22 protein-coding genes are annotated in these 22,030 nt (G+C 67.8%); 12 read left to right on the top strand and 10 right to left on the bottom strand.

Annotation, left to right across the window (positions count from 1 at the left end):
* Position 1: 1 nt before the first annotated feature.
* Both AC3FMM_RS07860 and AC3FMM_RS07855 read right to left on the bottom strand, forming a co-directional pair.
* Positions 2-439 (bottom strand): low molecular weight protein-tyrosine-phosphatase, encoded by a 438-nt coding sequence (locus AC3FMM_RS07860; protein WP_115709615.1) that lies wholly within the window; start codon positions 437-439, stop codon positions 2-4.
* On the bottom strand, positions 436-1,575 hold the full coding sequence (locus AC3FMM_RS07855) for a polysaccharide biosynthesis/export family protein (RefSeq protein WP_018005665.1): 1,140 nt from the start codon (positions 1,573-1,575) through the stop codon (positions 436-438). Before AC3FMM_RS07855 ends, AC3FMM_RS07860 begins: the two co-directional genes overlap by 4 nt.
* Positions 1,576-2,069: 494 nt before the next feature.
* Between AC3FMM_RS07855 and galU the strand changes: the two genes are divergently transcribed.
* From galU to AC3FMM_RS07840, 3 genes are all read left to right on the top strand, one after another.
* On the top strand, positions 2,070-2,966 hold the full coding sequence (gene galU / locus AC3FMM_RS07850) for a UTP--glucose-1-phosphate uridylyltransferase GalU (RefSeq protein ID WP_115703274.1): 897 nt from the start codon (positions 2,070-2,072) through the stop codon (positions 2,964-2,966).
* A gap of 57 nt (positions 2,967-3,023) precedes the next feature.
* A complete protein-coding gene (locus AC3FMM_RS07845; RefSeq protein ID WP_473704370.1) occupies positions 3,024-3,839 on the top strand; it encodes an undecaprenyl-diphosphate phosphatase in 816 nt (271 codons plus the stop codon).
* 195 nt (positions 3,840-4,034) lie between these two features.
* Complete coding sequence (locus tag AC3FMM_RS07840; protein ID WP_115709621.1) at positions 4,035-4,961, top strand: transcriptional regulator GcvA; 927 nt, start codon at positions 4,035-4,037, stop codon at positions 4,959-4,961.
* A 52-nt stretch (positions 4,962-5,013) separates the two neighbouring features.
* Here AC3FMM_RS07840 and AC3FMM_RS07835 read toward each other — a convergent pair whose 3' ends face one another.
* The 5 genes from AC3FMM_RS07835 to AC3FMM_RS07815 all read right to left on the bottom strand — a co-directional run bounded on the left by AC3FMM_RS07835 (position 5,014) and on the right by AC3FMM_RS07815 (position 9,481).
* Complete coding sequence (locus AC3FMM_RS07835) at positions 5,014-5,424, bottom strand: thioesterase family protein (protein ID WP_488686384.1); 411 nt, start codon at positions 5,422-5,424, stop codon at positions 5,014-5,016.
* 16 nt (positions 5,425-5,440) lie between these two features.
* On the bottom strand, positions 5,441-6,367 hold the full coding sequence (locus tag AC3FMM_RS07830; RefSeq protein WP_488686383.1) for an amidohydrolase family protein: 927 nt from the start codon (positions 6,365-6,367) through the stop codon (positions 5,441-5,443).
* A 4-nt stretch (positions 6,368-6,371) separates the two neighbouring features.
* Positions 6,372-7,346, bottom strand: a complete 975-nt coding sequence (locus AC3FMM_RS07825) for a Bug family tripartite tricarboxylate transporter substrate binding protein (protein ID WP_115711662.1) — start codon at positions 7,344-7,346, stop codon at positions 6,372-6,374.
* 53 nt (positions 7,347-7,399) lie between these two features.
* On the bottom strand, positions 7,400-8,632 hold the full coding sequence (locus tag AC3FMM_RS07820; protein ID WP_488686382.1) for a CaiB/BaiF CoA transferase family protein: 1,233 nt from the start codon (positions 8,630-8,632) through the stop codon (positions 7,400-7,402).
* 69 nt (positions 8,633-8,701) lie between these two features.
* Positions 8,702-9,481: an enoyl-CoA hydratase-related protein gene (locus AC3FMM_RS07815; RefSeq protein WP_488686381.1), complete on the bottom strand. Its 780-nt coding sequence runs from the start codon at positions 9,479-9,481 to the stop codon at positions 8,702-8,704.
* A gap of 277 nt (positions 9,482-9,758) precedes the next feature.
* On the opposite strand from AC3FMM_RS07815, the gene AC3FMM_RS07810 reads away from it, so the two are divergent.
* From AC3FMM_RS07810 to AC3FMM_RS07770, 9 genes are all read left to right on the top strand, one after another.
* Positions 9,759-10,898: an iron-containing alcohol dehydrogenase gene (locus AC3FMM_RS07810; protein ID WP_488686380.1), complete on the top strand. Its 1,140-nt coding sequence runs from the start codon at positions 9,759-9,761 to the stop codon at positions 10,896-10,898.
* A 46-nt stretch (positions 10,899-10,944) separates the two neighbouring features.
* Positions 10,945-11,910 (top strand): Bug family tripartite tricarboxylate transporter substrate binding protein, encoded by a 966-nt coding sequence (locus AC3FMM_RS07805; RefSeq protein ID WP_488686379.1) that lies wholly within the window; start codon positions 10,945-10,947, stop codon positions 11,908-11,910.
* A gap of 1 nt (position 11,911) precedes the next feature.
* Positions 11,912-13,102 (top strand): fumarylacetoacetate hydrolase family protein, encoded by a 1,191-nt coding sequence (locus AC3FMM_RS07800; RefSeq protein WP_488686378.1) that lies wholly within the window; start codon positions 11,912-11,914, stop codon positions 13,100-13,102.
* A 73-nt stretch (positions 13,103-13,175) separates the two neighbouring features.
* Entirely contained in the window at positions 13,176-14,168 is a 993-nt protein-coding gene (locus AC3FMM_RS07795) for a DctP family TRAP transporter solute-binding subunit (protein WP_116312637.1), read from the top strand.
* A gap of 10 nt (positions 14,169-14,178) precedes the next feature.
* Positions 14,179-15,120 carry an amidohydrolase family protein gene (locus tag AC3FMM_RS07790; protein WP_488686377.1) on the top strand — a complete coding sequence of 314 codons (942 nt, stop codon included), beginning with the start codon at positions 14,179-14,181 and terminating at the stop codon, positions 15,118-15,120.
* Positions 15,121-15,147: 27 nt separating this feature from the next.
* On the top strand, positions 15,148-15,648 hold the full coding sequence (locus AC3FMM_RS07785) for a TRAP transporter small permease (RefSeq protein WP_116312639.1): 501 nt from the start codon (positions 15,148-15,150) through the stop codon (positions 15,646-15,648).
* A gap of 16 nt (positions 15,649-15,664) precedes the next feature.
* Positions 15,665-16,942 (top strand): TRAP transporter large permease, encoded by a 1,278-nt coding sequence (locus AC3FMM_RS07780; protein WP_116312640.1) that lies wholly within the window; start codon positions 15,665-15,667, stop codon positions 16,940-16,942.
* Between the two features lie 40 nt (positions 16,943-16,982).
* Complete coding sequence (locus AC3FMM_RS07775; protein WP_488686376.1) at positions 16,983-18,140, top strand: alpha-hydroxy acid oxidase; 1,158 nt, start codon at positions 16,983-16,985, stop codon at positions 18,138-18,140.
* Positions 18,141-18,195: 55 nt separating this feature from the next.
* Entirely contained in the window at positions 18,196-18,807 is a 612-nt protein-coding gene (locus AC3FMM_RS07770; protein ID WP_488686375.1) for a PPC domain-containing DNA-binding protein, read from the top strand.
* 111 nt (positions 18,808-18,918) lie between these two features.
* Here the strand turns inward: AC3FMM_RS07770 and AC3FMM_RS07765 are convergent, their stop codons facing one another.
* From AC3FMM_RS07765 to dkgB, 3 genes are all read right to left on the bottom strand, one after another.
* Positions 18,919-19,860: a cyclase family protein gene (locus AC3FMM_RS07765; RefSeq protein ID WP_488686410.1), complete on the bottom strand. Its 942-nt coding sequence runs from the start codon at positions 19,858-19,860 to the stop codon at positions 18,919-18,921.
* 20 nt (positions 19,861-19,880) lie between these two features.
* On the bottom strand, positions 19,881-20,996 hold the full coding sequence (locus AC3FMM_RS07760) for an alkene reductase (RefSeq protein ID WP_115709649.1): 1,116 nt from the start codon (positions 20,994-20,996) through the stop codon (positions 19,881-19,883).
* A 96-nt stretch (positions 20,997-21,092) separates the two neighbouring features.
* A complete protein-coding gene (gene dkgB / locus AC3FMM_RS07755; protein ID WP_116312642.1) occupies positions 21,093-21,899 on the bottom strand; it encodes a 2,5-didehydrogluconate reductase DkgB in 807 nt (268 codons plus the stop codon).
* Positions 21,900-22,030 lie beyond the last annotated feature (131 nt).

Raw genomic sequence — 22,030 nt, 5'->3', positions numbered from 1 at the left:
TTTAACCCAGGGCCCGGATGCGCGGCACCCAGGACTGCACGCCGCGCTGGATCAGCTGCAGCGCGCTCTCGAATGCCGCACGGGGCTGGCGGTAGGGATCGGGCACATCGAACTTCTCCAGCTCGCCCAGGCGGAACACGCGCCCGGTGGTGGCCGGGTGCAGGCGCTGGATCTCCTGCCGCTGCGCGCCGTCCATCACCAGGATCAGGTCCGCGCGCCGGATCAGCACGTGATTGAGTTGCTGCGCCCGGTGCCCGGAAATATCCACGCCCTGGCGGCTCATCAGGTCCACCGCATGCGGATCCGCCGCGTGCCCGGACAGCGCGCCCAGGCCGGCGGAGACCACCTCTCCGTCGGGCAGCGCCTGCCCGAGCAGGCCCTGTGCCATCGGGCTGCGGCAGATATTGCCGATGCAGACCACGAGTACGGTCTTGATCATTTGACTGCGTTCGCGGTAGAGGTGAAGAAGTTGCCGCTCGGCACCAGCTGGTTGATCACGCGGCTCCAGCGCACCACGCCCGCGGCATCGACATAGACCACGTCGCGCGGCTTCAGCTCGAAGGCCTCGGCCAGGGCGAAGGCGACCGGCGACTTGCCGTCGAGGTGGAACACCTCGGCCTCGCCGTCGGCGGCCTTGCGGATCACGTAGAGTTCCTTGGCGTTGGCCGAATTGGGATTCAGGCCGCCGGCCTCACCGATCGCTTCGCTGAGCGTGAGCCGGCCGTTGCGCGGCATCACCGGCGTCGGCTTGACGACTTCGCCGGTCACGAAGACCTTGCTGTCCTCGCGCTGCTCCACGCGCACGATGTCGCCGTTGCGCAGCAGGATGCGCGCCGGATCGATGCCCTGCTGCAGCAGCGCCGGCAGGCTGACGTAGTAGATCTTGCCCTCGCGCGAGATGCGGATGCGGCTGTTGTCGCCGGTCAGCACGTTGATGCCGCCGGCGCGGTTGAGCGCCTCGACCAGCGTCATCGGCACGTCGTCGATATTCTGCGGGCCCGGCGTCTTCACTTCGCCGTCGAGGTAGACACGCTTGCTGCGAAACGCCAGCACGCGCACCGTGACCTGCGGCATCGTCACCACCGGCTTGAGCTGGGTGCTCAGCTGCCCGCGGATCTGGTCCGGGGTCTGGCCGAGCACCTTGAGCACGCCGGCATAGGGAAACTGGATGGTGCCCGCCGGACTGACCACATAGCCGGGAATGTTGGCCGCGCCGCTGTAGCTGGGGATCTCGTAGGCGGCGCCGATCGAGTAGGTCTGCGTGGGGAACACCAGCTCCGGATGGTCCCACACCACGATCGAGAGAATGTCGCCGACGCCTACGGTATATGGTCCGGGCTCGCCGAACAAGGCCTCGACGCCGGCGTTCGCGGGCGGCGTGGCGGCCTTCAGCGTGCGCACCAGCGCCGGCGTGATCTGCGTGACCTTGGGCACCGACTGCGGGTCCTCCGGATCCAGCGGGCGCTGCGGATCGAAGCGCATGCCCGGCGCCAGCGCGCACGATGCCAGCAACGGAACGATCCCCAGGCACATGACGGCCCTGCCAAACCTCAAGCTGCTTGAAAGCTTTAGCACTCTCGATGATTCCCTTGTTTGCAAGAAGACCCGCATGGCCCGCCGCCACCCTGTCGTAACGCACAGCGGTGACCCCGCTGGTTCGGCATGGCACCGGGGGTGCCCGTCCGCTTGTTGGCACGGCTGCGGAACTGAACCTGGCGGTGTTGACTGGTTGTGCCCGGCGCGCTGGGCGCGCTCTTTTCTGCACTGCGTCATCCGTAAATGACCGGCGAAGTTTATGGCTCGCGGGACTACATCTTCAAGGCGCGGCCGGCGTTTTTACCAAGTTTCCGATCCCCCCATCGGAGTGGAAACGAATTCCGTCCCAACGCCTGAGGGGTACCGCGGGTGGTGCGACGCAGCACAATCGCGGGTGGCACCCCGTGCCGACTTAAGGGTGTAGGCGATTGATTCCCTGTTGCGCCTACACCCTCTTTCTTTGCCGGCGGATGAAGGCAGGCCTCGCCGCCATCGCTCCGAGCATTGCCGAACCTTTGAAGGGAACCACTGAAATGACAAGTCGCGTTAGCAAGGCCGTCTTCCCGGTCGCAGGCCTGGGCACCCGCTTCCTGCCGGCCACCAAGGCCAGCCCCAAGGAAATGCTGCCGGTGGTGGACAAGCCGCTGATCCAGTACGCCGTGGAAGAAGCCATGGCCGCCGGCATCACCGAGATGATCTTCGTCACCGGCCGTTCCAAGCGCGCCATCGAAGACCACTTCGACAAGGCCTTCGAACTGGAGGTCGAGCTGGAGGCCAAGAACAAGCAGGCGCTGCTGGACGTGGTGCGCTCGATCAAGCCGGCCAACGTCGAATGCTTCTACGTGCGCCAGTCCGAAGCACTGGGCCTGGGCCACGCGGTGCTGTGCGCGGCCAAGCTGGTGGGCGACGCCCCGTTCGCCGTGATGCTGGCCGACGACCTGATCGACGGCCACCCGCCGGTGATGAAGCAGATGGTGGATGCGTACGACCACTACAACTGCTCGGTGCTGGGCGTCGAAGAGATCCTGCCGGAGCAGAGCCGCTCCTACGGCGTGGTCGAGGGCCGCGAGTGGGCCGAAGGCGTGATCAAGGTCTCGGGCATCGTCGAGAAGCCCGCGCCGGAAGAGGCGCCGTCCAACCTGGGCGTGGTCGGCCGCTACATCCTGACGCCGCGCATCTTCGACCACCTGCGCGCGCTCAAGCCCGGCGCCGGCGGCGAGTTCCAGCTGACCGACGCGATCCAGTCGCTGCTGAGCCAGGAACAGGTGCTGGCCTATCGCTATCACGGCACGCGCTATGACTGCGGCAGCAAGCTGGGCTACCTCAAGGCGACCGTCGAGTTTGCGCTGAAGCACCATGAAACCGGCGCACAGTTTCGCCGCTACCTGGAGCAGCGCGAGCCCCAGCTGCTGCACAGCCTGGCGGCCTGACGGTCTCCTGCGCCACGCCCCTTCCGAACCGCACAGCAACCACGAGGCCGCCGCCAAATGATCGACTGGATCCACCTGGGCAAGGCATTCCTTCTCGGCCTGCTCGAGGGCCTGACGGAATTCCTGCCCATTTCGAGCACCGGGCACCTGATCCTGGTCGGCGACTGGATCGACTTCGCCTCGCACGAGGCGCGCGTGTTCGACGTGGTGATCCAATTGGGCGCGATCCTGGCCGTGTGCTGGCTGTACCGTGCCAAGATCACCGACCTGTGCGAAGGCGTGGTGCGGCGCGATCCCGACGCGCTGCGCTTCGCCACCGCGGTGCTGGTCGCCTTCCTGCCGGCCGCGGTCATCGGCGCGCTGCTCATCGGCCCGATCAAGCACCATCTGTTCGATCCGGCCGTGGTCGCCGCCGCCCTGATCGCGGGCGGGCTGGTCATCCTGTGGGTAGAGCGCCGCAGCGCCGTGCCGCGCATCCACGCCATCGAAGACTTCGGCTGGAAACAGGCCATCGGCATCGGCTTCGCGCAGTGCGTGGCGATGATCCCCGGCACGTCCCGCTCCGGCGCCACCATCATCGGCGGCATGCTGTCGGGCGTGTCGCGGCAGGCAGCGACCGAGTTTTCCTTCTTCCTGGCCATCCCCACCATGCTCGGCGCCGCCACTTACGACGCCATGCGGCACTACCACCTGCTCAGCCTGCAGGACATCTGGTCCATTGCCGCCGGCTTCACCGCCGCGTTCCTCTCCGCGCTCTTTGTGGTCAATGCCCTGGTGCGGCTGGTGGCGCGGCATTCGCTGCGGGTGTTTGCGTGGTATCGGATCGGGTTGGGGCTGGTAATCGGGGTGGTGAGCCTGGGCTGGTCGGTTTGACCCAAGTGCCGTCGCGACGCATGGCGGCACCCCTGTCTACCGGTGCTCCCCAGGGTTGGTGGTGCACCAAGTGAAGTCACTACATCGGGATAGGCCCTATTCCCCCGCCCCGGCGTGAATGCTATCGTGCAGCGGCTTGCCGGTCCCGCCGCACCTCACGTCGGCAAGGCGTCAATAGGATTGCGTACCACCGCTATGTCGAGACAGATTCCCCCACTGAACCCGCTCAGGGCGTTCGAAGTGGCTGCCCGGCATCTGAGCTTCACGCGGGCCGCGGAGGAACTGTTCGTCACACCGTCGGCGGTCAGCCACCAGATCAAGGCACTGGAAGAAAGCCTGGGCGTGCAGTTGTTTATCCGCGACGCCAAGGCGCTGGTCCTGACCCCGGCCGGCACCGCCTACCTGCCCAGCGTGCAGCTGGCCTTCAAGCAGCTCGCCGATGCCACGCACCGCCTGCACAGCAAGGACCGCCCCGCGCTGAAGGTCAACATGCCGCCCACGTTCGCGGTCAAATGGCTGATCCCGCGCATGGACCGCTTCATGAAGGCGCACCCGGACATCGACCTGAAGGTATCCACCTCGAACCATCGCATCGACTTCGAGCGCGACGATTTCGACATGGCGATCCGCTATGGCCGCGGCGACTACCCCGGCCTGCACTGCGAGCTGTGCATGGCGGTCGAAGTCATCCCCGTGTGCAGCCCGGCGCTGCTGCGAGGCCCGCAGCCGCTCGAAACACCGTCCGACCTGAAGCACCATACGCTGCTGCACGACGACAGCACCTATACGGACGTGAGCAACCCCGACTGGGCGATGTGGCTGGAGCATGCGGGCGTGACCGATGTCGACGCCAGCCGCGGGCCGTCGTTCTGGCCGAGCCACCTGGTCATCAACGCCGCGCTCAATGGCCTGGGCGTGGCGCTGGTGAAGAAGAACTGGATCGAGCAGGACCTGGCTGAAGGCCGCCTGGTGCGCCTGTTCGAATCGATCCGGCTGCCGGTCGAATTCTCTTACTTCGTGGTGTTCCCGAAGGAGCGGCTGGAGGATCGCCGCATCCGCAGCTTCACTGACTGGATCCGCGCTGAAGTGTCGGCGGAACAGCAGCAGCCGTCCCCCGTCTGAGCACAGCTTGCGGGGCGCGTCCCGCAAGCTGCACGCGCCTGGCCGCGCGAAGTCAGGCCGCGGCGGGCATCGATGCCGTCTTTTTCTGCACGCGTGCGCGCAAGCGCTCGACATCGACCACGAAGCGGCGATGCGTGCCGCTGCAAACCCGCTCCACCGCATCGTCGGCCGTCACGCTGAAGGTGACACTGCGGCCATCGATGGCCGTGACCTCGGCGTGGATGCGCAGCTCGCCGCCCAGCGGCGTGGCACCGGTGTGTTGCACCGACACCTCAGCGCCCACCGAGCTTTCGCCATCCTCGAGAAAGCCTTGCAGGAAATCGAGGCAGGTCTGTTCGATATCGCGTACCAGCTCGGGCGTGGCGTAGATGCGCAGGCTCTCGCCAAGAAAATCGATGGTGCGCTGGCGGTCCACCGTCAGCGTGCGTGCGCAGGTTGCGCCAGGTTGCAATCCGTTATTCATCAGGGTTCCTTTCAGGCTACAGGCGATAAAAGCGAGCGGCGTTGTCGTGCCACAGCGCGCGCTGCTGTTCGGGCGGATAGATGGCAATGGCGGCGCGGAAGCCTGCCACGATGGTGTCGTAGCTTGCCACCAGGCTGTCCACCGGATAGTTGCTGGCGAACATGCAGCGTTCCGCGCCGAAGATGGCGATGGCGTCGCGGATCACGGGCACGTTGTCAGCCTGCGTCCACGGCTTGCCCGGCAATCCCAGGCCCGAGATCTTCACGGCGACATTGGGCTGCCCGGCCAGCTCGGCCATCGCGGCGCGCCAGCCGGCCAGGCCGGCTTCACTGCGATCGGCCGGCAGCCCGGTATGGTTCAGGATCAGCTGCGTGCCCGGGAAATCCCGTGCCAGCGCGGCCGCCTGATCCAGGTTCCACCACGGCGCCTGCAGGTCGAAGGACATGCCGTGCCGGGCCAGCAAGGCATAGCCATGCCGCCAGCGCGCATCGTCCATCGATCCCGGCACGCCGCGCCGCGCATCCTCGCGCCGCGCGGCGGTCACCGGCTTGTTGCGAATGCCGCGCATCATGGCGCAGGCGGCATGGCCCGCAAGCACTTCCTCGACATCGCCGCGGTCAAGCTGGGCATGGCCGACGATCACCGTTGGCCGTCCCGTCCGTGCGGCGAGCTGCGCCAGCCAGGCGGTCTCGTCGACGGGATTGGCGCGCGCCCATTCGGCCTCGACATGCACCGTCTTCACCGGCGCGCAGCCAGCCGTATCGCGGGCGAGATCCTCGGGCAGATAGCTCCTGCGCAGCGCCGAGTAATCGCCATAGCGGAAGTTCGGCACCGTCTCGTCCTGCAGCCACGGGTACGGGTTGCGCTGCAGGTCCCAGAAATGCTGGTGCGCGTCGATAAAGGGCCCGACGGACGCCGCGCCCTCCGCGGGTGTGTCGCGCATGGGCCTACTCCTTGACGCTGATGCGGCTGGCAAGCTGCCTGAACTGCGCTGACTCCTTCACCATGGCGGCCTGCAGCGTCACGTCATCGGCATAGGTATCGGTGCTGAAATGCAGCTTCTCCAGCGTCTGGCGCATCACCGGCTCCTGCACGGATTTCGCGATCGCCGTCTTCAGCACCGCGATCACCTCGGGCGGCGTGCCCTTCGGTGCCGAAATACCGCGCCAGATGCCCATCGACAGGTCGATATTGCGCTCCTTCAGCGTGGGCACGTTGTCGAAGCCGCTGACCCGCTTGTCGGCCATCACCGCCAGCACCTTGAGCTTGCCCGCGGCCACGTGCGTAAAGACCTCCGCCGTGCTGACCGTGACCGCATCGATATGCCCGCCCAGCAGCGCGAGCGTGGCGGGAGCGCCGCCGGCATAGGGGATATGGTTGAACTTCGCGCCAGTCTTGTCGGCCAGCGCGGCGGCCGCCATATGCCACGCGGAGCCCTGCCCCGCGTTACCCACGCGGATATTGGCATCCGGCTTGCGCGCATCGGCGACAAACTGCTCGATCGTGGTCCACGGTGCATCGGCCCGCACCGCCACGGCGGCCGGGTCCGCGTTCAGGCGTGCAATGGGAACCAGGTCCTGGTAGGTGAACTTGGCCAGCCCGAGGTAATTCAGGAAGGTCAGCTCGCTGGACGACAGCACCAGCTTGTACCCGTCCGGCTTCGCGTTGACCACTTCGCCCAGGCCTACCGAGCCAGTGGCACCCGGCTTGTTGATCACGACGATCGGCTGTGGCAGGTGTTTCGCGGCCGCGGCAGCCAGCGCGCGCGCCACCACGTCCGCCCCGCCGCCTGCCTGCCACGGCACGATCAGTTCAATGCGCCGGCTGGGGTAGGTTTCCGCACTCGCCGTGGCCGTACCACCCAGCAGTCCCAGCACCACGGCCGCCGGCATCGCCCAGCGCCGCATCCGCGAACATGACATCGTCATGGTTGTCTCCTGTCTCTTATCGGTATAGATGATGACCGCGGCTGCGCTCAGGCAGCGCCGCGTTCCAGTTCCTGTGCGCGGGCCGGTGCGCCGAACGCCCCCTGCGCACGCAACCGCGTGACGGTGGCCGCGTCCAGGCCAAACTCGCCCAGCACCTCGTCGGTATGCTGGCCAAGCAGCGGCGCCGGATAGCGCACCTGCTGCGGCGTGCCGCTCAGCTTGACCGGGAATCCGAGCGCCTTGACCCGCCCTTCGACCGGGTGATCGATCTCCAGCACCATGTCCCGCGCCACCGCCTGCTCGCTGGCCAGCGCTTCGTCGTAGGTGAAGATCGGCGCCGCCGGCACACCGGCCGCCAGCAGCGCATCGACCCACTGCGCCGCCGGCTTGCGCGCGAATTCTGCCTCAATTTCAGGGATCAGCGCGGCGCGGTTGCGGATGCGGGCGGCGTTGTCGGTAAAGCGCGGATCGGCCAGCAGGTCGGGCCGCTCGATCACCTCGCACAGCGCGGCCCACAGCTTGGGGTTGGCCGCGCCGATGACAAAGTGCCGGTCGGCGGCCCGCACCGCCTGGTACGGCGCGCTCATGCGGTTGGCGCTGCCGATCGGCACCGGCACGTCGCCGGTGCCCCAGAACTCGGCCGACTCCCATACCGACAGTCCCAGCGCCGTCTCGAACAGCGACGCATCCACGTATTGCCCCTGCCCGGTATGCTCGCGCCCCATCAGTGCGCTCAGGACGCCATAGGCGGTGAACAGCCCCGCCCCCAGGTCGGCGATCGGCACGCTGGCCTTGACCGGCGGCGCGTCCGGATGCCCCATGACGCTCATCACGCCCGACATGGCCTGCGCGATCAGGTCCAGCCCAGGGCGCCGCGACCACGGCCCGGTCTGGCCGAAGCCGGAGATGCTGGCATAGACCAGGCGCGGGTTGATCTCGCGCAGCACCGCATAGTCGATCTTCAGGCGGGCAGCCACGCCTGGACGGTTGTTTTCCACCAGCACGTCGGCACCGCGCACCAGTTCATAGAAGGCCTCGAGGCCCGCCGGGTTCTTCAGGTCGATCTCGACACTGCGCTTGTTGCGGTTCAGCGCCAGGAAGCCGCCGCTGTCTTCGCCCTTGAGCCGGAAGCCCATCGACTTGCGGGTCTGGTCGCCGGCACCCGGCGCCTCGACCTTGATGACGTCGGCGCCCATGTCGCCCAGCAGCATGCAGCAGAACGGACCCGCCATGATCTGGCTGACGTCCAGGACCTTGATTTTCGATAACGGCAAATTCATGGATACCACCTGAGGTTGAGGCGGCCGCATGGGAATGGCGGCGCCGCGGTGTCTGGAAAAAAGGTGCTGTCAACGGCCCACGAACTGCGGCCGGCTCTTGTCGATAAAGGCGCGGTGCCCGATGCGGAAATCCTCGGTATCGAAGCAGGCATAGGACTCGGCATGCTCTTCCGGACGCAGCGGCGCGGGATCGAGCAGCCGGCGCACGAACTGCTTGTGCCAGCGCGCCACCAGCGGCGCGCCGGCGGCAATGCGCCGTGCCGCCGCGTAGGCTTCGTCCGGCACGGCCTCGTCCGCCACCACGCGGTTGACCAGGCGCTTGTGCAGGGCCTCGTCGGCGTCGAACACGCGGCCTTCCAGCACAATCTCGAGCGCGGTCGCGGGTCCCGCCAGCGCCACCAGCCCGCCGAGTTCGCCATACGACATCACCAGCCCAAGCCGGTTGACCGGCACGCCGAAGCGGCTCGACCTGCCGCAGATGCGCAGGTCGCACATCGACGCGATCTCCAGCCCGCCGCCGACGCAGGCGCCCTGGATCAGCGCGACGGTCGGGTGCCGGCATTCGGCGATGGCGCGCATGGTGGCGTTGGTGATCTCGCCATATTGCTGCGCCTGCGCGGCGTTGGCGCGCATGGTGTCGAACTCGGCGATGTCGGCGCCGGCGGCGAAGGCCTTGTCGCCGGCGCCGCGCAGCACCACGCAGCGCAGCGTGTCGTCGGCCGACAGGACCTGGATGGCTTCGGTCAGGCCCTGCCACATGGACAGGTCCATGGCATTGAGCTTGTCCGGGTTGTTCAGCGTGATGGTGGCGACCTGCGCGTCGCGTTCGATCAGAATCGGTTGTCTCATGGTTGTCGTTGGTGTGGAGGAGGCCCGGATGGTGCGGGCGATGGTCCGGAGTCCGGCTGGTCTGCGCCAGTCTAGGGCCCGCGCCGCGCGCCGCAAAACGAGAAAATCTCAGCGCCGTTTCAAGAAAAACTAGGCGTCCGCTGCTGTGAGTTTTTCTTGGGCTGCCTTCAAGTAAATCCACGTTGTGACCCGCGGGCCTTGTTCCTAGACTTCGTCACCAATGCAGCCGGCCCGCCCTCCGGGGCACACGGCGCACCCCACACAGCATGGAGACAAGATGGCCCTGATCAACTACATCACCCAGATCCAGATCGACTTCGGCGCGATCGGGCTGCTGGCCCAGGAATGCGAGCGCATCGGCATCACGCGCCCGCTGGTGGTTACCGATGCCGGCGTCAAGGCCGCCGGCATCGTGCAGCGCGTGCTGGAGCAGCTGCGCCCCGGCTGCGAGGCGGTGATCTTCGACGGCACGCCGTCCAACCCGACCGAAGCCGCCATGCGCGAGGCCATGCGCCTCTATGGCGAGTACCGTTGCGACGGCATCATCGCGGTGGGCGGCGGCTCGCCGATCGACCTGGCCAAGGGGGTGGCGGTCTGCGCCACCCACGACGGCCCGCTGCGCCAGTTCGCCGCGATCGAGGGCGGCGTGGCACGCATCACGGCTGCCACCGCTCCGGTGATCGCCATCCCCACCACCGCCGGCACCGGCAGCGAAGTCGGCCGCGGCGCCGTGCTGATCCTCGACGACGGCCGCAAGGTCGGCGTGCTGTCGCCGTACCTGGTGCCGCGCGTGGCAATCTGCGATCCGGAGTTGACACTGGGCCTGCCGCCGATGCTGACGGCGGCCACCGGCATGGATGCCATCGCGCATTGCCTGGAAACCTTCATGGCCCCGGCCTTCAACCCGCCCGCCGACGGCATCGCGCTCGATGGCCTGCGCCGCGCCTGGCTGCATATCGAGCGCGCGCGCCGGGATCCGCAGGACCGTGCCGCACGCCTGGCCATGATGAGCGCATCGATGCAGGGCGCGCTCGCGTTCCAAAAGGGGCTGGGCTGCGTGCACAGCCTGAGCCACGCCCTCGGCGGGCTGATGCCCACGCTGCACCACGGCACCCTGAACGCCGTGCTGCTGCCGGCGGTGATCCGCTTCAACGCCGACGCACCGTCGATGCGCGCCGACGACAAGCTGGGGCGCATCGCGCAGGCCATGGGACTGCCCGATGCCAGCGCCATCGGCCCGGCCATCACCGATATGAACCGGCGCCTGGACCTGCCCTCGGGCCTGCGCGAAATGGGCGTCGATCCGGCGCTGTTCCCGCGCGTCGTCGACTACGCGCTGGCCGACCACTGCCACAAGACCAACCCGCGCGAGGCCAGCGCCCAGGACTACCTGGCGCTGCTGCAGGCGTCCTTGTAAGGCGCCGCCGTTTCCCTACACCAACAACAACCTCAGGAGACTACGCATGCGACGTCGCACCTTCCTTTGCGCGGGCGCGGCCACACTGGCCACGCCGCTGGCAGCCTGGTCCCAGGCACTGCCGACCAGTCCGATCCGCATCATCGTCGGCTTCCCGCCCGGCGGCGGCACCGACGTGATGGCGCGCGTGCTCGCGCAGCAACTGTCGGCGCTGTGGCGCGTGTCGGTCATCGTCGAGAACCGGCCGGGCGCCGCCGGCGTGGTCGCCGCCGAGTACACCGCGCGCCAGGCGCCGGACGGCACCACACTGCTGATGACCAATATCAGCAACCATGCCATCGCGCCCAGCCTGTACCCCAAGCTGGGCTACTCGGTGGAAAAGGACTTCACCCCGATCATGCTGGTCGGCGTCACGCCCAACCTGCTGATCTGCCCTACCGGCGGGCGCGCGCGCTCGGTGGCCGACGTGGTCGCGCTGTGCCGCGGCCAGCCGGGCAAGATCACCTTCGGCTCGTCCGGCGCCGGCGCGGCGCAGCACCTGGCGCTGGAAATGTTCAAGCTGCGCGCCGGCGTGGATGCGCTGCATGTGCCGTATCGCGGCTCGGCGCCGATGCTGACCGACCTGATCGGCGGCCAGATCGACTTCAGCTTCGAGACCATGACCTCCGCCACGCCGCAGATCCAGGGCGGCAAGGTGGTGGCGATCGCGCAGACCCGCTCGCGCCGCGCGGCCAGCTATCCCAACGTGCCCACGCTGGCCGAATCGGGTTTTCCCGGCTTCGATGCCGGCACCTGGTACGGGCTGGTCGGCCCCGCCGGGCTGCCCACGCCCATGGTCCAGCGCATGAACGCCGACCTGAACAAGGTGCTGGCGCTGCCCGACGTGGCGGGCAAGCTGGCCGGCTTCGGTGCCGAGGACGGCGGCGGCAGCGCGGCGCGCTTCGCGCAGTTCATCGCCACGGAGCGCGCCAAGTGGGCGCGCGTGGTCAAGGACGCCAACGTCAAGGTGTGACATGACACGACGCATCCCGGTTGAGGAAACCCTGCCGCGCGACGCGGACCGCGCCTTGCTGGTGGGCCGCGCGTGGCTGCCCGGCCCGCACGGCGGCCCCGTGACGGTAGTAGTGCGCGGCGCGGAGCTGTTCGATATCACGGCCACCGCGCCCACGATTGCCGGCCTGCTCGCACTCCCTGAGTGCGCCGAACGCGTGCGGCAGGCCGTCGGGCCTTCGCTGGGCCCGCTGCAGGGCTGGCTCGACGCGACCTGCGCGCACGGGCCGGACCCCGAGCATCGCCACCTGCTGGCGCCGAACGACCTGCAGGTGGTCAAGGCCGCCGGCGTGACCTTCGCCGCCAGCCTGGTCGAGCGCGTGATCGAGGAGCGCGCGCGCGGCGACGCGGCCAGCGCCGCCGCGGTGCGCGAGAGCGTCAGCGCCATCATCGGCACGGGCCTTGCCGCCATTCGCCCGGGTTCGCCCGAAGCCATGCGCATCAAGGATGTGCTGGTCGCGCAAGGGTTGTGGTCGCAATACCTGGAAGTCGGCATCGGCCCGGACGCGGAGATCTTCACCAAGGCCGCGCCGCTGTCATCGGTGGGCACCGGCGTGGATGTCGGCCTGCATCCGGCATCGACCTGGAACAACCCCGAGCCGGAGGTGGTGCTGGCGGTCTCGCCGCGCGCCGAGATCGTCGGCGCGGCGCTGGGCAACGACGTCAACCTGCGCGACTTCGAGGGGCGCAGCGCGCTGCTGCTGGGCAAGGCCAAGGACAACAACGCGTCCTGCGGCATCGGCCCGTGGATCCGGCTGTGCGATGCGCATTTCGGCATCGACGAGATCGCGCGTACCGAGATCGACCTGACCATCGAGGGCGAGGATGGCTTCGTGCTGCATGGCGCCAGCGCGATGACGCAGATCAGCCGTTCGCCGCAGGAACTGGTGGCGCATGCAATGGGCGCGCACCACCAGTACCCCGACGGCATGATGCTGTTCTGCGGCACGCTGTTCGCGCCGGTGCAGGATCGCGACGCAGCTGGCGCCGGCTTTACCCATCACCTCGGCGACCGCGTCAGCGTCTCCGCGCCGCGCCTCGGCGGCCTGGTGAACTGGGTCGGCACCAGCGACGCGCTGCCGCCGTGGACCTTCGGCATCGGCGCACTGATGGACAGTCTGGCCCGGCGTGCCCTGCTGCATCCGCCGCCCTGATATCCGCCCCCGCACGGGGCACCGAGAGCCCGGCGCACATCGACCGGGCCGCATGACAAACCCAGGAGACACCATGAAACACGTTATCCCGCATATCGTGCTGGCAGCGCTATTGTCCGTTGCCGGCGTGGCACAGGCACAGGCACAGACACCGGCACCGGTAAAGCTGCGCTTCGCCCATACCGTTCCGGAAACCGATTCGCAGCACCTGGCGGCGCTCGCCTTCAGCAAGAAGGTCAGGGAGCGCACCCAGGGCGGCGTCGAGATCCAGGTCTTTGCCAACAGCCAGCTCGGCAACGACACCACGCTGGTCACCGGCGTGCGCAGCGGCACCATCGATATCGGCGCCACCGGCAATCCCTTTGTCACGGGCCTGGCCCCACGCCTGAACGTGCTCGACCTGCCCTACCAGTTCGAGGACGGCCCGTCGGCCTACAAGGTACTGGACGGCGCGATCGGCCGCTCGCTGCTGGACGAGCTGGGCGCCCACCGCATCAAGGGACTGGCCTTCTGGGAGATCGGCTTCCGCAGCCTTGGCAACAACAAGCGCCCGGTCAACAAGGCCGAGGACATCCGCGGCCTGAAGATCCGCACCACGCCCAACCCGTCGCATATCAAGGCCTTCCAGTTGCTGGGCGCGAGCCCGCAGCCGATGCCGTTCGCGGAAGTCTTCGGCGCGCTGGAATCCGGCGCCGTCGATGGCCAGGAGAATCCGCCCACGCTGATGGTCTCGGCCAAGATGTACGAGGTGCAGAAGTACGTGTCGATGACGCGCCATGCCTATACCGCGCTGGTGGTGCTGATGAACAAGGCGAAGTTCGACGCGCTCAGGCCCGAGTACCAGAAAGTGCTGCTGGAAGAGGCCGCTGCCGCCGCCACCTACCAGCGCAAGCTGAACGCTGACAACGAGGCCACGGCGATTGCCACGCTGCGCGCCAGGGGCGTGCAGGTCAACGAGCATCCCGACAACGCCGGCATCCGCAAGGTGGTGCGCGAGGAGACGCGCCAGCTGTTCGTGCAGAAGAACGGCGACGCCGTGCTGCGCGCCATGGACGCGCAGCGCTAGGAGGCCGGCCATGTCCGCATCGTCCACATTGCCAGCTGCCATCGTCGATGCCCACCACCACCTGTGGCGGCTTGGCCCGGCACGCTATCCCTGGCTGCAGGAGCGGTATGACGCCGCAGCGTTTTTTCTTGGCGACTACACCGCGCTGCGGCAGGACTTCGATCCGGCCGACTACCTGCGCCAGTGGGACGGCCTGCCGCTGGCCGCCAGCGTCCACGTGGAAGCCGAGCGGCATGCCGACGAATCGGTGGCCGAGACCGCGTGGCTGCATCAGGTCTACGCGCGCCACGGTTTTCCCAATGCGGTGGTCGCGCATGCCGACTTCAACAGCGAGACCCTGGCGGAACAGCTGCGCGCGCACCAGGCCTTCCCGCTGGTGCGGGGCGTGCGGTGCAAGCCGCGCACCAGCCAGGCGGCGGATGGCAGCGTGCGCGGCCAGCGCGGCACGCTGCAGGATCCGCGCTGGCTGTCCGGGTTGCAGCGGCTGGCGGAGCACGGCCTGGCGTGGGATCTGCGGGTGCCGTGGTGGCACCTGGAGGAAGCCGCCGAGGCGATCGCGGCGGTGCCGGGGCTTGCCGTGGTGGTGGAACACACCGGCCTGCCCTGGGACCGCACCGAAACGGGCCTGTGCGGCTGGCGCCGCGGGCTGGCGGCCCTGGCCAGCCTGCCCGGCGTGCACCTGAAGCTGTCCGAGTTCGGCTTGCCGGGCGCGGCATGGGATCGCGCCGGCAATGTCGCCGTCATCCGCCAGGCGCTGGAGATCTTCGGCTGGCAGCGCTGCATGTTCGCCAGCAACCTGCCCGTGTCGGGGCTGCGCGCATCGCTGCATGAAATCGTCAATACCGTCGCCGCCGCGCTGGAAGGCCTGCCCGACGCCGCCGCGCAGGCGGTGTGGCACGACAACGCCATGCGCTTTTACCGGATCGGGACGCCCGGGGCGAGCCTGCGCTGAACCCCGTCCACCCAGGAGTCTTCAATCATGAACCGAATTACGCTGCGCCTGATCCAGGGCGCGATGGTCGCCATGATGGCCGCCATGATCGTGCTGGTCTTTGGCAACGTGGTGCTGCGCTACGTCTTCAATTCCGGCATTGCCTTTTCCGAGGAAGCCTCGCGCTTCATCTTCATGTGGCTGACGCTGACCGGCGCCCTGCTGGTGATGCATGACAAGGCCCACCTGGGGATGTCCACCGTGGTATCGCGGCTGGGCGAGACCGGGCAGCGTGCCTGCCGCCTGCTCGCCGACGCGGGCGCGCTGGGCTGCTGCCTGCTGCTGGCCCACGGCGCCTGGCAGCTGGTGGCGATCGGCATGGACGACCGCGCACCCGTCACCGGCGTGCCGCTGGGCGTGGTCTATGCCTGCCTGCTGGTATGCAGCGTGGGCATGGCGGCGATGCTGCTGCACGGGCTGTGGCGCCTCGCCAGCGGACGCATGGCGCAGCATGAACTGGTGCCGCAGTCCGGCGCCTCCGGCGAATAAGCGCAAGGAGCCTGTCATGACCATCTTTGTCTTTGTCGGCTCGCTGCTGGGCGCGATGTCGCTCGGCATGCCCATCGCCTTTGCGCTGCTCGCATCCGGGGTTGCGCTGATGCTGCACCTGGGCAACTTCGATACGCAGATCCTCGCGCAGAACATGCTCGAGGGCGTCAACAACTATCCGCTGATGGCGGTGCCGTTCTTCATGCTGGCGGGCGAACTGATGAATGCCGGCGGCCTGTCACGGCGCATCGTGGGCGTCGCCGACGCGGCGGTCGGGCACGTCCGCGGCGGCCTGGGCTACGTGGCGATCATCGCGGCGACGGTGGTGGCCAGCATCTCCGGCTCGGCCGTGGCCGATACCGCCGCGGTCGCCGCGCTGCTGATCCCGATGATGCGCAACGCCGGCTACAACGTGCCGCGCGCGGCGGGACTGATCGCGGCGGGCGGCATCATCGCGCCGGTGATCCCGCCGTCGATCGCCATCGTGGTGTTTGGCGTGGTCGCGCAGGTGTCGATCACCAAGCTGTTCCTCGCGGGCATCGCACCCGGCGCGATGATGGCGCTGACGCTCGCCGTCACCTGGCACTTCTGTGCACGCAAGGAAAAGCTGGCGCCCACCGAACCCTTCGATGCCCGCCGCCTGGCCAGGGCCGCGCTCGACGGCATCTGGGCCCTGGTGCTGCCGGTGGTGATCATCGGCGGCATGAAGATCGGCGCGTTCACGCCGACCGAGGCGGCGGTGGTGGCCGTGGTCTACGCCATGGTGGTCGGCCGCTTCGTCTACGGCGAACTGAAGCTGCGCGCGCTGCCGCAGCTGATCGTCACCGCGGCCAAGACCTCCGCCACGGTGCTGTTCCTGGTGGCCTGCGCGCTGGTGTCGGCCTGGCTGATCACCATCGCCAATATCCCGGCGCAGGTGACCGACCTGCTCGAGCCGTTCATCGACAACAAGATCCTGCTGATGTTCGTCATCATGGTCCTGGTGATCGTGGTGGGCACCGCGCTCGACCTGATGCCGACGGTGCTGATCATGACCCCGATCCTGATGCCGGTGATCACCAAGGCAGGCATCGACCCGGTGTACTTCGGCGTGATGTTCGTGCTCAACAACGCCATCGGCCTGCTGACGCCGCCGGTGGGCACGGTGCTCAACGTGGTGGCGGGCACATCGCGCTGCAGCCTGGACAGCGTGATCGGCGGCGTCTGGCCGTTCCTGCTGAGCCTGACCGCGCTGATGTTCCTGTTCGTGCTGTTCCCGCAGCTGATCCTGGTGCCGGCCGCATGGCTGCACTGAGGCCGGGCGCGCTCCATCTTCCTTCCTTGCAGGACACAAGATGCCATCCATCAACGAGATCGAGGACCTGCGCCGGCTCGCCCGGCAGCGGGTGCCGCGCATGTTCTATGAATACGCCGACTCCGGTTCGTGGACCGAGTCCACGTACCGCGCCAACCAGCGCGAGTTCGGCCGCATCCTGCTGCGCCAGCGCGTGGCCGTGGATATCGGCGAGCGCCGCGTCGCCACGCGCATGCTGGGCCAGGACGTCGCCATGCCGGTGGCGATCGCCCCGACCGGGCTGGCCGGCATGCAGCACGCCGACGGCGAGATCCTGGCCGCCCGCGCCGCGCGCGATTTCGGCGTGCCGTTCACGCTGTCCACGGTCAGCATCTGCTCGATCGAGGACGTGGCCGAGGCCACCGGCGGCCATCCGTTCTGGTTCCAGCTCTACGTGATGCGCGACCGCGCCTTCGTCGAGCGCCTGATGGACCGCGCCCGCGCCGCGGGCTGCCCGGCGCTGGTGCTGACGCTGGACCTGCCGGTCAGCGCGCAGCGCCACAAGGACCTGCGCAACGGCCTGTCGGCGCCGCCGCGCCTGACGCCGTGGAACCTGCTCAACATGATGGGCAAGCCGCGCTGGTGCCTGGGCATGCTGGGCACGCGCCGCCGCACCTTCGGCAACATCATCGGCCATGTGCAGGGGGTCGACGACATGACCTCGCTGGCCGACTGGTCGAGCCGCCAGTACGACCCGACGCTGGACTGGGACGACGTGGCATGGATCCGCCGCCGCTGGCCCGGCAAGCTGGTGCTCAAGGGTATCCAGGATGTCGAGGATGCGCGGCTGGCATGCCGGTCGGGCGCGGATGCGCTGATCGTGTCCAACCACGGCGGCCGCCAGCTCGACGGCGCGCCGGCATCGATCCGGGCCCTGCCCGCCATTGCCGAGGCCGTGGGCGAACGCATCGAAGTCCATATGGACGGCGGCATCCGCTCCGGGCAGGACGTGCTGAAGGCGGTCGCACTTGGCGCCAGGGGCGTCTATATCGGCCGCCCGATGTTGTACGGGCTGGGCGCCATGGGACAGGCCGGCGTGACGCGGGCGCTGGAGATCATCCGCAAGGAACTCGACCTGACCATGGCCTTCTGCGGCCACACCGACATCCGCGCGGTCGGCACGGACATCCTGCTGCCGCCGCATCCGCCCGCCTCGTAGTTTTCCTGCCGTAGCCACCCACCCAACCGCAAACAAACCAGACCGGAGACAACAGATGACCATCGTTCGCCAAATCCTGCGCGCCCGCCGGGCGCTCGCCAGCCTCGCCGCGGCCACCGCCGTCGGCGCCATCGCCCTGATGCCCGCCCCAGCCGCGGCGCAGCCGGCGCCTTCCGCCGAATGCAAGGCGGCCCTGGACGCCCGTGCCCAGAACCCGAACTACCCGCGCGAGCGCGTGCCGCGCTACATCAAGACGCCCACCGGCTACCTGCTGGTGCTGCGCATGGGCGACAACGTGTTCGAGCAGATCGAAGCCTTTGCCCTCTGCGAGAAGGTGCCCAGCGCGAGCCTGTCCGCGATCGGCTTCGCCAACGTCACGTTCGGCTTCTGGGATGCCGCGAAGAAGCAGTTCAACCCGCGCACCTTCCGCAACGTGGAGATGGCCAGCATCGTCGGCAGCCTGGCGTGGAAGGAAGGCAAGCCGTCGATCCATGCGCATGGCGTGGCCGGCGACAGCAGCTTCGACACGTACGGCGGCCATATCCTGTCGATGGAGGTCGGCACCGGATCACTGGAGGTAACGGTCATCACGCATCCACAGCTACTGGAACGTGCGACCGATCCGCGTATCGGTGCCAATGTGCTTGGATTGCACGATACGCACTAAGTACGCTTCTGCGCGGCCTGGCAGATGCAAACTGCAAGTCCGACTCCGCCGAAGGCAGGGCGGCGCGTCCTCAGGACTCGCCGCAGTGGCTTTTGTAAGCCGTATTCGAGTTCATCGGATGGCGACCGGATTGACGTTGACTTGCGTGGAACCCACGTACAGCGGCTGACCCAGCACAAAGAGGAACTCCCACGCCTTGTCACGCACGAGTGCGCGGCTGTCGATCAATTCCAGGTTGTAGATGCCGCGCTTGGCGAGCATGTACTGGTTTACCGGGAACTCCTCATTGCCGCGCGGGTTCGGATAGACTTCGGACGCCCACGTGTCGCCGCCGAACGCGACGATGCCCTGGTCGGCCAGCCACTGCGCGGCTTCCATGCCGATCCCGGGTTCCACTTCCAGGAACTGCTTGTTGTCCTTGCCGACCAGCTCCAACCACCCCGTGTTGAACAGCACCACATCCCCTTTGCGCAGGGTCAGGCCCTCTTTCCTGAGAACCGCCTGGATGTCGGCGACGGTGAACTCGGTACCGCCGGGGACGATCGCCTTGCCATAGTGCGCGGTCATGTCGAGCACGACGCCGCGGGTGACGATCGGCGGCACCTTCTCGACACCGAGCTTCTTCACGCCATCGACGCCGACAAAGTCGGCCGCCTTGTTGCCGTTGTAATAGACGTTGTCGATGCCGATGTGGCCGATGCCGTTGAGCTGTGTGCCGACACCCGTCCACGCGTTCACGAGTTCGTCGTTGAAGGTGAACTTGTTGGGCCCCAGCGACTTGCCAGCCTGCTGGCCCACCTGCACGTTGTAGAGCCGGAAGCTGCGGTGGCGGAATGCGGGCAGGTCCTTGTCCACCCGTACGGCCAGCGGGTAGGTCTTGCCGGTCTTCACCAGCGTGACGGCCTGCCTGACCACATCCGGGGTCAGCAGGTTCGCCGCGCCGATTTCATCCTTCTGCCCGTAGGCGGACGGATACCAGTCCGCCGCGGAGGCAGCGTGCATGGCAAGCGGCAGCATGGCGGCCAACGCGAGTTTCGCGAACGTCGTCTTCATCATCGATCTCCGGGTTCCGTTCAGGCTGCGGCTTCGGCCAGCGTAGGGTAGTCGGTCAGGCCTTGCGCACCGCCACCGAAGAGCGTGCCGCGGTCATGCTGCGCGAGCGGCGCGCCAACGCGCAGGCGCTCGGGCAGGTCCGGGTTCGCGACGAACGGACGGCCGAAGGCAATCAGGTCGGCCCAGCCCGCGGCGATGGCTTCGCGCGCGCGTTCCGCGGTGTACTTGCCCGCATAGATCAGCACGCCGGGGAACGCTTCACGCAGCTTACGCTTGAATGCCGCCGGCATCAGCGGCGCATCGTCCCAGTCCGCTTCCGCGATATGGAGGTAGCCGACGCCGAGCTCACCGAGCAGCCTGGCCGCGGCAAGGTATGTCGTTTCGGGATCATCGTCGACGCAGCCGTTCAGCGTGGTCAGCGGCGCCAGGCGGATCCCTACGCGCGACGCGTCGCCCGTGCCTTCGACCAGCGCCTGCGCGACTTCGCCCAGGAAACGCAGGCGGTTCTCCAGCGACCCGCCGTAGGCGTCGGTGCGCGTGTTCGCGTTCGAGTCGATGAACTGGTTCACCAGGTAGCCGTTGGCGCCGTGCAGCTCGACGCCGTCAAAACCCGCCTCGATCGCGTTGCGCGCGGCGGCGCGGTACTGGTCCACGACTTCGCGGATCTCGTCGACGGTCAGCGCGCGCGGCGCGGAGGCCTGGACGAAGCCGGGCGTGCTGCCGTCCTCGCCGGCGATGAACACGTTTACGCCCTGCGCCTGGATCGGCGACGACGACACGGGTTGTTGCCCGCCGAGCAGGCTCTCGTGGCTCAGCCGGCCCACATGCCAGAGCTGCGCGAAGATGTGGCCACCGGCGGCGTGCACGGCCTCGGTCACCTTGCGCCATCCGGCCACCTGCGCGGGCGTGTGGATGCCGGGCGTCCAGGCATAGCCCTTGCCGAGCGGCGCGATGTAGGTGCCTTCGCTGACGATCAGGCCTGCGCCCGCGCGCTGCGCGTAGTACGCGGCCATCAGTGCATTGGCCTCGTCGCCGGGCTGGCTGGCGCGCGAGCGCGTCATCGGCGGCATCACGATGCGGTTCGGCAGCATCAGCCCGCCGAGTTGAAGCGATTGGAACAGCGGATCCTGGGTCATGGTGCGTGTGCTATCGGAGCCGCGGCCTGCGGGCCGCGGAGGGATCGATGAAAGACGGGTCGAAGAAAGACGGAACGAAAAAGGGGCGCTGCGGGTTCAGTCCCATTGCGGCGCGAGGCCGTCGGGGCTGACTTCGCGGCCGTTGCGCTCGAGCGCGGCGATCTGCGCCATGTCCTCGTCGCTCAGGCGCAGCGTCTGCGCGAGCAGGTTGCTGGCCAGGTTCTCGCGCTTGGTGGACGACGGGATCACCGAGTAGCCGAGCTGCAGCGCCCAGGCCAGCACCACCTGGGCCGGCGTTGCCTGGTGTCGCTGCGCGATCGCGCCGATCACCGGGTCGCCCAGCACCTTGCCGTATGCCAGCGTCATGTACGACGTGACGTGGATCCCCTCTTTCTGCAGGAAATCCACCAACTTGCGGCCCTGCAGATAGGGGCTCAGCTCGATCTGGTTGGTCGCGATCGCGTCCTTGCCGACCGCGGCGATCGCCTGCCTGGTCAGGTCGATGTTGAAGTTCGAGATGCCGATCTGCCGCGTCAGGCCTTTTTCCTTCGCCTCGGCGAGTGCGGTCATGTAGGCCTCGAGCGGCACGCCGTTGCCGGGCGCGGGCCAGTGGATCAGGGTCAGGTCGACGTAGTCCGTGCGCAGCTTCGCCAGGCTTTGCTCGAGACTGGGCACGAGCTTGTCGCGGGCGTAGTTTTCGACCCAGATCTTCGTCGTCAGGAACAGGTCGTCGCGGCGCACGCCGGAAGCGGCGATCGCCTCGCCCACGTCCGCTTCGTTGCCGTAGATCTGGGCGGTGTCGATCGCGCGGTAGCCGAGCTCGAGGCCGTTGCGGACCGAGTCGATGACAACCTGGCCTTGCAGGCGGAACGTGCCGAGGCCGAAGGCGGGGATATTGCGCATGGTGTGCTCCTTGATGGGGACCGGTTTGATCTGGAGGAGATTCTGCCGGCAGAAACTGATGAAATAAACGCCGTTACTGGACAAAAATATTTGATCCAAAATCAAGCATTGATGCCGACCGCAACGGGTTC

This window comes from Cupriavidus sp. 207A1 (assembly GCF_057798955.1).
The sequence above is the reverse complement of the archived record's forward strand: the minus strand, read 5'-3'. Positions and strand labels throughout refer to the sequence as shown.